The sequence below is a fragment of the Chryseobacterium sp. R2A-55 genome (genome assembly GCF_021401085.1).
In the GTDB taxonomy this organism is placed as follows: domain Bacteria; phylum Bacteroidota; class Bacteroidia; order Flavobacteriales; family Weeksellaceae; genus Kaistella.
Genome location: NZ_JACBFP010000002.1, coordinates 21,160 through 33,771, shown reverse-complemented (window position 1 = coordinate 33,771; position 12,612 = coordinate 21,160). Strand labels below are relative to the sequence as shown.

Annotated in this window: 13 protein-coding genes; 12 read left to right on the top strand and 1 reads right to left on the bottom strand. The window is 40.4% G+C overall.

Features of this window, described 5'->3' with window-relative positions:
- Positions 1–4: 4 nt before the first annotated feature.
- Positions 5–718, bottom strand: coding sequence for a Crp/Fnr family transcriptional regulator (locus L0951_RS02930; protein WP_234109370.1), 714 nt, complete (start codon positions 716–718; stop codon positions 5–7).
- 89 nt (positions 719–807) lie between these two features.
- Between L0951_RS02930 and L0951_RS02925 the strand changes: the two genes are divergently transcribed.
- The 12 genes from L0951_RS02925 (at position 808) to L0951_RS02870 (ending at position 12,572) form a co-directional block, all read left to right on the top strand.
- A complete protein-coding gene (locus L0951_RS02925) occupies positions 808–3,198 on the top strand; it encodes a heavy metal translocating P-type ATPase (protein ID WP_234109369.1) in 2,391 nt (796 codons plus the stop codon).
- 113 nt (positions 3,199–3,311) lie between these two features.
- Entirely contained in the window at positions 3,312–3,527 is a 216-nt protein-coding gene (gene ccoS / locus L0951_RS02920; protein WP_234109368.1) for a cbb3-type cytochrome oxidase assembly protein CcoS, read from the top strand.
- A gap of 5 nt (positions 3,528–3,532) precedes the next feature.
- Positions 3,533–5,812 carry a cytochrome-c oxidase, cbb3-type subunit I gene (gene ccoN / locus L0951_RS02915; protein WP_234109367.1) on the top strand — a complete coding sequence of 760 codons (2,280 nt, stop codon included), beginning with the start codon at positions 3,533–3,535 and terminating at the stop codon, positions 5,810–5,812.
- 23 nt (positions 5,813–5,835) lie between these two features.
- The gene (locus tag L0951_RS02910) at positions 5,836–6,060 is read left to right on the top strand and encodes a cbb3-type cytochrome oxidase subunit 3 (protein WP_234109366.1); all 225 of its coding nucleotides are present in this window, start codon (positions 5,836–5,838) and stop codon (positions 6,058–6,060) included.
- 20 nt (positions 6,061–6,080) lie between these two features.
- Complete coding sequence (locus L0951_RS02905) at positions 6,081–6,959, top strand: c-type cytochrome (RefSeq protein ID WP_234109365.1); 879 nt, start codon at positions 6,081–6,083, stop codon at positions 6,957–6,959.
- A 92-nt stretch (positions 6,960–7,051) separates the two neighbouring features.
- A complete protein-coding gene (gene ccoG, locus L0951_RS02900) occupies positions 7,052–8,515 on the top strand; it encodes a cytochrome c oxidase accessory protein CcoG (RefSeq protein WP_234109364.1) in 1,464 nt (487 codons plus the stop codon).
- A gap of 6 nt (positions 8,516–8,521) precedes the next feature.
- Positions 8,522–8,977 (top strand): FixH family protein, encoded by a 456-nt coding sequence (locus tag L0951_RS02895; RefSeq protein ID WP_234109363.1) that lies wholly within the window; start codon positions 8,522–8,524, stop codon positions 8,975–8,977.
- The gene (locus L0951_RS02890; protein WP_234109362.1) at positions 8,968–9,711 is read left to right on the top strand and encodes a sulfite exporter TauE/SafE family protein; all 744 of its coding nucleotides are present in this window, start codon (positions 8,968–8,970) and stop codon (positions 9,709–9,711) included. Before L0951_RS02895 ends, L0951_RS02890 begins: the two co-directional genes overlap by 10 nt.
- A 168-nt stretch (positions 9,712–9,879) precedes the next feature.
- On the top strand, positions 9,880–10,647 hold the full coding sequence (locus L0951_RS02885; RefSeq protein WP_234109361.1) for an enoyl-CoA hydratase-related protein: 768 nt from the start codon (positions 9,880–9,882) through the stop codon (positions 10,645–10,647).
- 51 nt (positions 10,648–10,698) lie between these two features.
- Complete coding sequence (locus L0951_RS02880; RefSeq protein WP_234109360.1) at positions 10,699–11,124, top strand: deoxycytidylate deaminase; 426 nt, start codon at positions 10,699–10,701, stop codon at positions 11,122–11,124.
- A 34-nt stretch (positions 11,125–11,158) separates the two neighbouring features.
- Positions 11,159–12,073, top strand: coding sequence for a site-specific tyrosine recombinase XerD (gene xerD, locus L0951_RS02875; protein WP_234109359.1), 915 nt, complete (start codon positions 11,159–11,161; stop codon positions 12,071–12,073).
- Positions 12,066–12,572, top strand: a complete 507-nt coding sequence (locus tag L0951_RS02870) for an NUDIX domain-containing protein (RefSeq protein WP_234109358.1) — start codon at positions 12,066–12,068, stop codon at positions 12,570–12,572. Before xerD ends, L0951_RS02870 begins: the two co-directional genes overlap by 8 nt.
- Positions 12,573–12,612 lie beyond the last annotated feature (40 nt).

The window sequence follows — 12,612 nt, the reverse complement described above, 5'->3', positions numbered from 1 at the left end:
TCAATTATATGATAACGTGACCGAGCTTAATCAACTTCTCGTGATTCAGGATTTTGATAAGGCGGCCTTCAACTTCGATTAATCCGTCTTGTTTAAACTCGGAAATGAGGCGGATCGCACTTTCTGTGGCCGTTCCGATGATGTTTGCGATTTCTTCTCGGGTTAATGAAATTCTGATAAATCCTTCCGGATCGGTTCCCAACTTTTGCTCAAGGAGTAAAAGGATTTCTGCCAGTCTTTCTCTCACTGTTTTTTGGGCCAGGAAAGTCACGGTGTTTGAAGATTCTCCCAGTTCGAATGCGATTTTTTGCAGCATCACGAAGGCCAGTTTCGAATCCACTTCCAGTAAATGCAGGAAAACATCAGACGGCAGAAAAGAGGCTTCCAATTCGGTCATTGCTTCAGCTTTTGCCTGGAAGTCTTCGCCGCAAAGAATGGATCGGTATCCAATCAAATCACCTTCTTTGATAAAGCGTAAAATCTGTTCCTTGCCATAAACACCCATTTTGGAGAGTTTTGCCGTTCCGGTTTTAATGAGGTAAACGCCTTTAGCAATTTCTCCGTCTTCAAAAATAGTTTCGCCTTTATGGAATTTCACCGTTTGTCGAGAAGACAGGTACTTTTCGAAATCAGCTGCAGAGAGCGTGTTTCTAAATGATTCTTCATTAAAAGTGCTTTTCAGACTCTCTTCAATAAGGGTTTGTTTTTCAAGTGACATATTATGACATTTATCAGCAAAAATAGGATAATTAAACCCGAAGCACAAATTTATTTGTCATAATTTTGCCTGTTAAAATTTTATATAAATTGGCTGAAAATTGTTTTCACTGCGGTCAGGATGTATTAAAGGAACGGGTTTCCTTTGATGAGAAGATCTTTTGCTGCATTGGTTGCAAGTCTGTGTATGAGATTTTGAATGTCAATGATTTAGGCAATTTCTATGAACTCAATAAACGTTCGGGAATTCGTCCGGATGGAGAGAATATTTCCCAGTTTGATTACCTGGACACCCCGGAAATTTTCGGCAAAGTCACTGATTTTTCGGAAGGAAATACCAGTTTGGTGACCCTGAAGATTCCGGTAATCCACTGTTCATCATGCATTTGGTTGCTTGAAAGCCTTCAGAGTTTGAATAAGGACATCAATTATTCGCAGGTTAATTTTACCAGAAAGACGGTTCAGATTTCCTTTAACCATAAGGAGCTTAAGCTGAGTGAGCTGGCAAAGTTCCTCACCAATTTAGGCTACAAACCGGTTATTAATTTAGAGACTGCGGAGAAAAAAGAGGAATCCTATGACAAGACTTTGCTCATAAAGTGGGCTATTGCAGGATTTGCGTTTGGAAACGGAATGTTTTTTTCCTACCCGGAATATGCCGCGGAAGTGATGGGAACGAGTGATTTTTGGTTTGACAAGTATAAGAACCTTTTCCGGTTCATCATGTTTTTGCTGGCAACACCCGTGGTGTTCTATTCTGCCTCTGATTATTTCAAATCAGCTTGGTTTGGTTTAAAGAATAAGATTGTCAATATAGACGTACCCATTGTTCTGGGAATCATAATGCTTTACGGAAGAAGTATTTATGAGGTCTTGACCAATTACGGAGCGGGTTATTTTGACACATTATGTGGGCTTTTGTTTTTTATGCTGATGGGGAAATTATTCCAGAAGCGAACTTATAGCGCCCTTTCTTACGACAGAGATTACAAATTGTTTTATCCGATTGCTGTTACTAAAGTTGATTTTAAGGGGAAACAGGAAAATATCCTGCTGTCTGAATTAAAAATTGGTGACCGAATTATGGTTCGAAACCAGGAAATCATTCCGGTGGATGCGATCTTGATTAGTGGTGAAGGAAATATTGACAACAGTTTTATCACCGGTGAAAGTGCATCTATTCCGAAAGTGGCGGGCGACAAAATTTTTGCCGGCGGAAAACAAGTAGGTTCGGCATTGGAGCTTGAGGTCATTAAAACGGTGAATCAAAGTTACTTAACCCAACTTTGGAACAAAGAGGCTTTTAAAAAACACGAAACAGGACTGGATACGCTGACGAACCATATTTCCAAATATTTCACTTTTGTTATTTTGGGAATCACTTTATTTTCAGGTATTTACTGGATCCAGGAAGATTTTGAGAAAATGTTTCAGGTAGTTGCCGCGATTCTGATTATTGCCTGTCCGTGCGCATTGGCGTTATCTGCACCGTTCACTTTTGGTCACGTGATGCGGATTTTGGGGCGGAATAAATTCTATGTGAAAGACACTTTGACAATTGAGAAAATCTCGAAAATTGACACTTTAGTCTTTGATAAAACCGGTACGATCACGCATCAGAAGAAGGCCGACATTAAATTTGAAGGAGCGGAAATCCAGGATTTTGATCTAAAGAACATCAAAAGTCTGATCAAAAACTCCAATCACCCCTTATCAAAAGCACTATATGACTTTTTAGAAATTGAGGACGGGTATTTTCCGGTTGAAAATTTTAAAGAAATCCCAGGAAAGGGCTATGAAGCTTCTGTTCGCGGAACGGTTTACAAAATTGGGTCTGCCACATTGGTTGGTCAGGAGTCAAAGAATTTGGAAACTGCTGTTTATATTGGAAAGAGTGACGGATTTCTGGGAAAATATATTTTTAAAAATGAATACCGCGAAAATTTGAAGTCTTTATTCAAAAAGCTTTATGGTTACAAAATCCACATCCTGAGTGGCGATAATTCTTCTGAAGAAAACATGCTGAAAACCATGATCCCGAAAATGGAAGGAATGGCGTTCAACCAAAGTCCGGAAGATAAGTTAAACTATATCAAGGAATTACAAGATAAGAATCAAAAAGTGGCGATGTTGGGGGATGGATTAAATGATGCGGGTGCCCTGAAGCAAAGTAATATTGGGATTGCAGTGGCAGATGATACCAATTCATTCACTCCTTCTTCGGATGTCATCATGTCCGGTGAGAAAGTGGTGGATCTGAATAAATATCTGCAATTTTCAAAGGATGCGATGACGATTGTAAAAATGACTTTTGCGATCAGTTTGTTCTATAACGTGATTGGAGTAAGTTTTGCAGTGGCGGGTTATGTTTCTCCACTTTTTGCGGCGATTCTGATGCCGATTAGTTCGATCACGGTGGTGGCATTCACATCGGCTGCCACATGGTACCGAAGCACTAAATATTTCAGAATCAATCGCTAATAATATGCTTTCTTATTTAGAAGGGTTTTAAATTAACAATAATTAACAGTCTTTAGATAAAAACATAATTTTTGGCTATTTTTGAGCAACATTATTTTTAAATTTGCAGCAGCGTGGATATACTCTATTTGATGATTTTGTGCAGCGTTACCCTGGCTGTAATCTTTTTGATCATTTTTATTGTAAATGCCAAAAAGGGACAATTTGAGGATGATGAATCGCCGGCAGTACGTATTTTACTTGATAACGAGATTATCAAAGAAGAAACAGAATCAGGCAAGGAAAATGAGGAGGATTTAAAAAAAGATATTGAAGAAAAAAGTGATTAATTTATATGGAAACACAAAAGTTTAGTTATGACAACGGCATTGTGCGCGCATTCCTTTATGCTACCGTAATCTTTGGGATTATCGGTTTCTTATTCGGACTTACTGCCGCTTTGATGCTTTTCTATCCGGAACTTCCTGAATATTTCCTTGGAACCGATGATGTAACCATCAAAAGTTTGCAGAGCGGGAATTTGCAGGGTTTAATCAATTCACATGGTGCTTTCGGTTTTGGCCGTATCAGAATGATTCACACCAGTGCGGTAATCTTTGCATTTGTTTGTAACGGTTTTTTTGCCGGTGCATATTACTCGCTGCAAAGACTTCTGAAAACAAGAATGTGGAGTGATACGCTTTCATGGATTCACTTCTGGGGATGGCAATTGATGATCGTTGCGGTAGTGATTACCTTCTTTTTGGGAATCAATACTTCAAAAGAATATGCTGAGCACGAATGGCCAATCGATATTCTGATTACAGTAATTTGGGTGATTTTTGGTATCAATATGTTCATGACGATCTTGAACAGAAGGGTTCGCCACCTGTATGTAGCCATCTGGTTCTATTTGGGAACTTGGGTTGCGATTGCCATGTTGCACATCTTCAATAACTTAGAGGTGCCATTGTCATTTACAGGCTGGAAATCTTATTCCGCATATGCCGGAGTTAAAGATGCTTTGGTTCAATGGTGGTATGGTCACAATGCGGTAGCATTCGTATTGACGACTCCTATCCTCGGATTGATGTACTATTTTCTTCCAAAAGCTGCAGACAGACCGGTATTCTCTTATAAATTATCGATCATCCACTTCTGGTCATTGATTTTCGTTTATATTTGGGCAGGTCCACACCATTTACAATACACCGCAATTCCTGGTTGGGCACAAGCTTTGGGAACAGGATTCTCTATCATGCTGATCGCTCCATCTTGGGGTGGGATGTTGAACGGACTCCTTACCTTAAGAGGAGCATGGGATAAAGTTCGAGAAAATCCAGTGCTAAAATTCTTTGTAGTAGCAGTAACCTGTTATGGAATGGCCACTTTCGAAGGACCGGTTCTGGCTACCAAAACCTTAAATAAAATCGGCCACTTTACCGATTGGGTAATTGGTCACGTACATATTGGTGCCCTTGGTTGGAATGGTTTCATGACATTCGGTATGATCTATTATTTACTGCCGATCATGTGGAGAACCAAGCTATGGTCTACTAAACTGGCAAACTGGCATTTTTGGTTGGGAACTTTAGGAATTATTTTCTATGCGGTCCCTTTATATATCGCTGGATTTACACAAGGTTTGATGTGGAAGCAATTCAACCCAGACGGAACTTTGGTTTACAAAAACTGGTTGGATACAGTGACTGCGATTATTCCTTATTATGAAATGCGATTTGTGGGAGGGTTGCTATATATTACCGGTGCTATTTTAATGGCAGTGAATGTAATTGCAACGGTGAGAAGCGGTTCATTCCAAAAAGAAGTTCCGGCGGAAGCACCTGCATTAGCTAAAATCAGCAAACAAAGAAAAGAAGGAGAAGGACTTCACCTGTGGATTGAAAGAATGCCGACTTTGTTGACAGTACTTTCATTCGTTGCGGTAGCAATCGGTGGTTTTGTGGAAATTGTTCCAACATTGACGATCAAGGATAATGTACCTACTATTGCCGCTGTGAAACCTTATTCACCACTTGAATTAGAGGGTAGAGACCTTTATATTAGAGAAGGCTGTAATGCTTGTCACACCCAGGTTATTCGTCCGTTCCGTGATGAAGTGGTAAGATTTAATGGCAAAAACGGGCAATATTCCAAAGCTGGTGAATTTATTTATGACCGTCCATTCCTTTGGGGTTCCAAAAGAACTGGCCCGGATTTACACAGAGAGGGTGGTAAAAACCCAAGTTCATGGCATTACAAACACATGTTGAACCCTAGAGTTACTTCAGCAGGTTCCATCATGCCACGTTATCCTTGGTTAATTGCCAATGATTTGGACAGAAGCAAAATGGTAGCAAAAATCGAATTGATGAAAAATGTTTTCGATGTTCCATATACACAAGCGGAAATCGATTCAGCTAATCAATGGGCAGATAACCAGGCAGCACACATCGTGAAACAGATTTACTCTGAAGCAGCCGACGTGAAAAAAGCATATGACGAGAAAAAAGCAGCAGATCCTGCAAATTTCACTCCCCTGGAGAAAAAGGAAATCATTGCTTTGATTGCTTATCTGCAAAGACTGGGAACAGACATTAAAACAACTGAAATAAAAACAGCAAGCACAAACTAATTCATAATTAAAGTAGTAATCGAATGATACCGCAAAGTTTTAGGGACATATTGTCAAACGGTGAGAACGCAGGTCTGCTTCAGACAATCGCCCTACTTCTTTTCATTATATTTTTTCTGGGGATTCTTTACTTCGTATTCTCCCGCCCGAAAAAGTATTATGATGACGCTGCAAACGCACCTCTGGATGACGACAACAACATCGAAGATGAGCGTGATGAAGATGACGGTAAAGACGCTAAACTTTAATTTTTTAAAAATTAACTATTATGAAACAGAGAACACCCGTATATATTACAATTCTTGTAATACTAGTGATTTTATTCATTGTGTACTTCATGTTTGTGCAGAACACTTCATTCCTCACTTCTCCGTACTTCTGGGGAACTGTGGTTATCAGTGGGGTATTGGCTTTAATTCATCATGCAATTGGCGACCTGATTGAGAACCAAAAATTCTCCAAATTGTCCCAAGCAGAGAAAGACCAATATCTTGAACTAAAGAAAACTCCTTATTTCAAAGGACTTTATCAGAGTGCATTCCAAAAACAATCAAGCACCGAAGAAAAAGACATCCTCATTGACCACGGTTTTGATGGAATCATGGAGTTGGATAATCAGTTGCCGAAATGGTGGCTTGGACTTTTCTGGTTTGGGGTGGCCTATTGCATCGTTTATATCCTTGCCTACTCCTTCACCGATTTCGCGCACCAGACAACCGAATATGATGCGGAATACAAAGCACAAACTGCGAGTATTGCCGAATACATTAAGAATACGCCGCCGCCTACAATTGATAATGCAGTTTATTCGCCAGACAATATTGCCGCCGGTGAAGAGGTTTTCAAGACCAATTGCGTATCATGTCATGGTGACGGTGGAAAAGGTGGAATCGGACCAAACCTGACAGATAATTCCTGGATCAACCAACCGGAAAAAACACTATTTAAAAATGTTTTCCACGTTGTGGAAAATGGTTCGCCAAACAACCCTGCAATGCAGGCATGGGGAAAAAATGGGGTGCTAACCGGATTTGATATCCAAAATGTGGCTGCTTATGTTTATCACATTAACCAAGAAGTACAACCAATTACTCCTGCTCAAGGTGGTGCTGCTCCGCAAGGTACAGTCGCTCACTGGGAGAAATAAAATTTAAATTAATACATATAGGGAAGCACGTTTCGGTATCTTTAAATCAAGGGATATGGAACGTGTTTTCTTTTTTAAAGGCAAATGAACAAATGGCAGACGATCAGCAAATTTACCGCGATGAATTAATGGGCGGCGAAGGCCAGGTAATCGAAGCAGAAACTTTTAGGGATTCCGTGGGAACCATGGATCAAACCGGAAAGAGAAAGTGGGTTTTCCCTAGAAAGCCAAGTGGAAGGTATACGAATTACCGTACGCTTGTCGCAATTCTTTTACTTGCGGTGTTTTTTACCCTCCCCTTCATCAAAATCCACGGAAACCCACTATTGTTAATCAATATTTTGGATCGGCAATTCTTTATTTTAGGACAGCCATTTTATCCGCAGGATTTCTTTATCCTCGCATTGGGCGCGATTACCTCCATTGTTTTCATTATTTTGTTCACGGTGGTTTTCGGAAGGATTTTTTGTGGCTGGATCTGTCCGCAAACCATTTTCCTGGAAATGGTTTTTAGAAAAATAGAATATGCCATTGAAGGCGACCGAAACAAGCAGATGAAACTGGACCGACAGGAATGGAATGCAGAGAAAATCTGGAAGAGACTGCTGAAATGGGGGGTTTTCATCATGATTTCTATGGTCATCACTCACTGGATGTTCATGTACATTGTTGGCTATCATGAAGTATTTAGAATCATGCGGGAAGGACCTTTCGTGAATTTAACCAACTTCATGGTCATGATTCTTTTTACCGCTGCATTTTACTTCACATTTGCCTGGTTCCGCGAACAGGTTTGTACCTTGGTCTGTCCTTACGGCCGATTACAGGGGGTATTGATTGATAAACAGACCATCAATGTTTACTATGATTTTAAACGAGGAGAAAACCGGGCAAAATGGCGAAAAGGCGAAGATCGAGCAACCGCCGGAAAAGGAGACTGTATTGACTGTAACCAATGCGTAGTGGTTTGTCCCACGGGAATCGACATCCGAGATGGCCAACAGTTGGAATGTGTTAATTGTACCGCCTGTATCGATGCCTGTGACGAGGTAATGGTGAAAGTTGGATTGCCAAAAGGATTGATCCGATATGCAACCGAAGATGAAATTGAAAAAGAAGTACCATTCAAGTTTACCTCCAGAATGAAAGCATACACTGCAGTACTGATTTTACTGGTGGCATTCCTCGGATTCTTGCTTGGAAACAGAGGTTCTATGGAAGCTAAATTCATCAAACCGGCAGGTGCGTCTTATTTTGTGAGAGACGGCAAGATTACCAATACCTACAATTATACTTTCCTGAATAAATCAAATAAAGACCAAAAAGTGACCATAAAAGTCATTGAGCCGCAACACGGCGAAATTTCACTCAGCGAATCCGGAACCATTTTGATGAAGAAGGATGACATGATCAGAGGGACGGTAAATATTTCGTTCCCGGAAAAAGAAATCAAACTTTCAAAACAAAACGTGAAAATCGGCGTTTATGATGAATCAGGTAAACTTTTAGACTCTTTCGATACTTATTTTGAGGGACCATTTAAAATTCAATTTTAATTATTAATGTTAAAGAACTTTCATTGGGGACACGGCGTTGCCATCGCGTTGGCGGCCTTTATAGGATTTATCATGTTTATGGTTCTGGTTTTTCCGAATGGTAAGCAGAATTCCGAACTAATTTCCGATAACTATTACGAAGACGAACTGGCTTACCAAAAAGTCATTGACGCCAAGAAGAATGCCGAGCAACTCGCAGAAAAACCTGTTTATCAACAAACAAAAGACGGAATAAACCTTACTTTTCCCGCTTCCGGAAATCCAGATGGAAAGAACATCAGCTTCGTGCTTTTCAGGACAGATGACAAGAATCTGGATGTGAAAAAGGATGCATCGCTTGATGGCAGCAACTCGGTCCTGATTCCAGCCAAAGTGCTCAGAAAAGGGTCTTATACTTTGATGCTAAAGTGGAAGAGGAACAATAAACCATACCAGTTGGATTACGACGTTCTATGGAAATAGCGCTCATCATCTCTGCAATAGGACTTGGTTTCGCATCCGGATTCCACTGCATTGGAATGTGCGGACCCATAGCTTTGTCAATGGGTTTGACTAAAAAGCAATCCACCAATTTTTACCTTCAAAACCTAATCTACCAGTTCGGAAGAATCTTCACTTATTCATTTTTGGGAGCAATTCTAGGCATCGTCGGACAAGGTTTCGAAATGGCCGGAATACAAAAATACTTAACGGTTGCAGTGGGAATCATCTTGATTGTGATGGCGGTTTTCTCATTTGGTGGTAAAGATTTCGCATCCAAAATCCCTTTTCTCTCCAAATTGCTCTACCAAGTAAAAATGAATCTGGGAAAATTGCTGCAGAAAGCCGATTACCGTTCCAGATTCACCACCGGGATTCTTAATGGATTTCTTCCTTGCGGAATGGTTTACATGGGATTGACCGCGAGTTTAGCGGCAGGAGGAATCCTGGAGGGTGCAGGTTTCATGGCTCTTTTTGGTTTGGGAACGCTCCCTTTCATGTTTTCGGTGGTTCTGCTCGGAAGTTTAATGACCAACGCATTTCGAATCAAAGTCTTGAAAATAGTTCCTGTGATGATGATCATCCTGGGTGGATTATTCATCCTACGCGGAATGGAATTAGGGATTCCCTTAATTTCCCCTAAAAAAGAAGCGCTGAAAGTCATTCACAATACTTCCATCGAGCATCAGCAGGGAAATCACGAAACTTGCCATTAAGCAAGATTCTGCATTTTTTCTCTGGAAAGAAATTCGCCACTTTCCGCAAATATCCAAATTTTGATGTTTAGAATCCAAGTATTCATAAAATAATTCAAAAGGTTTTATCTTATCAAGAAAAAGTAGTAATTTGCATTATCTTAAATGATTCAATAACAAAAAACAAATATGTCATACGAGAATATCATTTTCGAAACAGAGGGATCAATCGCCACGATCACCATCGATCGACCTCAAAGTCTGAATGCGCTAAATGTGAAAACCATTTCCGAACTCAGTGAAGCATTGGATCATATCGCCAAAGATCAGCGTATCCGCGTGGCGATTATCACCGGAAGTGGGGAGAAAGCATTCGTTGCAGGTGCGGATATCAAGGAGTTTTCAGATTTTAGCAGCGCAGAAGCCGAGGAGCTTTCCAGAAAAGGTCACCAAAGCATGACCGATAAGATTGAAAACTTGAACAAACCCGTTATTGCTGCAATCAATGGCTTTGCATTAGGTGGAGGATTGGAACTGGCTATGAGTTGCCATATCCGCTATGCTTCTGAAAATGCCAGACTCGGACTGCCTGAAGTGACTTTAGGATTAATTCCAGGGTATGGAGGAACCCAAAGATTGCCAAAATTGGTTGGAAAAGGTTTAGCCAGTGAAATGATTTTCTCGGCAAAAATGATTTCCGCTCAAAGGGCGAAGGAAATTGGATTGGTGAATGATGTTTTCAGCCTGGAAGAACTTTTACCAAAAGCGAAGGAATTGGCAATCACGATTTCCAGAAACTCTCCGATAGCTATTTCAAAGGCGATAGAAGCGGTAAACCTTTCTGAGACCGATGCTGGTTTTGAAAAAGAAATCAAATCTTTCGGTGAGCTATTCGAGCTGGAAGACAAAAAAGAAGGCATTGCAGCTTTTATTGAAAAGAGAAAACCGACTTTCTAAACCATAGTTAAAGAATTGTAGCCTTGATATTTATAATAGTACCAAAGATAAATGATCGTCACTAAGTTTGACATAGCGTATCTGAAAATGGCCAAAGAATGGGCAAAACTTTCTTACTGCAAAAGAAGACAAGTCGGAGCACTGATCGTAAAAGACCGGATGATTATTTCTGACGGATACAATGGAACGCCTTCCGGCTTCGAAAATTGTTGCGAAGACGGTGCAGGAAAAACCCATTGGTTCGTTCTACACGCTGAAGCCAACGCAATTTTGAAACTGGCCGGATCCACCCAATCTGCAAGAGATGCAACACTATATCTGACCCTATCCCCGTGTAAGGAATGCAGCAAACTCGTTCTGCAGGCAGGAATAAAAAAAATAGTTTATGTGGATGATTATTCTGACAACGACGGAATAGAATTTCTCAGAAATCATGGAATAGAAATATTGAAAATATGTGATGAAGACTTAACCTAGAAACCAATAATAACACAATTAAAAACACAAAAAAATGACATGGGATGAAAAAATTACAGACTTCGAAAATTTTCTAAGATTCGAGCGAAACTTTTCTGAAAACACACTTGATGCTTACTTGCGGGATATTCGAAAACTCCGCGATTACTCGGAACAGGAACTTGAAAATACCGGTCCTCTCGAGATTTCTCATGAAAATATACAGGAATACCTGTTTCAATTTTCCAAACAAAAATTCAGCGAGCGCACTCAGGCGAGATGGATTTCGTCCATCAAAGCATTTTTTAATTATCTTTCCGAAGACGAAGTTCGGGATGATAATCCTTCCATTTTGCTGGAAGGTCCCAAATTGGGGCTTTATCTTCCGGACACGCTGAGTCTGCAAGATGTGGAACGGATCATTAATGCCATTGATGTTTCCACGGATCTGGGACAAAGGAACCACTGCATGATTGAGGTCCTGTACGGTTGCGGTTTACGGGTTTCGGAATTGATTGATATGAGGATTTCCAACATCAATTTTAAAGAACTCTACGTAAAAATTCAGGGAAAGGGAGATAAAACCAGGTTTGTTCCGTTGGCAGAGTTTACCGCAAAACTGATCAAAGATTATATGCGAGATGTTCGGGTGAAAAGCAAAATCAACAAAAGATGTGAAGACATCCTTTTCTTGAATAGCCGCGGATCTGCCATGTCCAGGGTAATTGTCTTCATCATCATCAAAGAGTTGGCCGAAAAAGCAGGGATCAGTAAGAAAATTTCGCCGCACACTTTCCGGCACTCGTTTGCCACGCATCTTTTGCAAAACGGGGCAGATCTGAGGTATATTCAGGAAATGTTGGGACATTCCAGCATTACTACCACCGAAATTTATACCCATCTGAAAAATGAAGAACTTCGGGACGTCATTATCAATTACCATCCAAGAAACCGGGTTGTCAATGGATAAATTAAAGTTTTGTCCAAAATGTGGCCATGAAACCCTGATCTGGGATGGTGAAAAAAAATGGAGCTGTTCAAATTGCGATTACGTTTTGTTTCACAATGTTGCGGCTGCAGTTGCCCTGGTCATTCGTTGCGCCGATGAAATTCTGTTCACCCGCAGAAACCAAGAACCCCAAAAAGGAAAATTAGATCTGGCGGGAGGGTTTGTGGATCCCAAAGAAGGTGCCGAGCAAACGTGCAGCCGCGAGCTTCTTGAGGAATTGAAACTTAAGGTGTCTATTTCAAGACTCCGCTATCTGGCGAGCTTACCGAATGTTTATCTTTACAAAAACATCTGGTACAATACTTTAGATCTTTTTTACGAATACGTGGTTGACGAAAAGTTCGAGGTTAATATGGAGTTATCAGAAATTAGCGAGGTAGTATGGATTAAGAAATCTGAAATCAATGTGGATGAAATCGCTTTCGATTCGCAAAAGCACTTCTTTGAAAATTTGTATTGACAGGTGTTCTTTACATTAAAAGGTCAAAATCACATTCTTT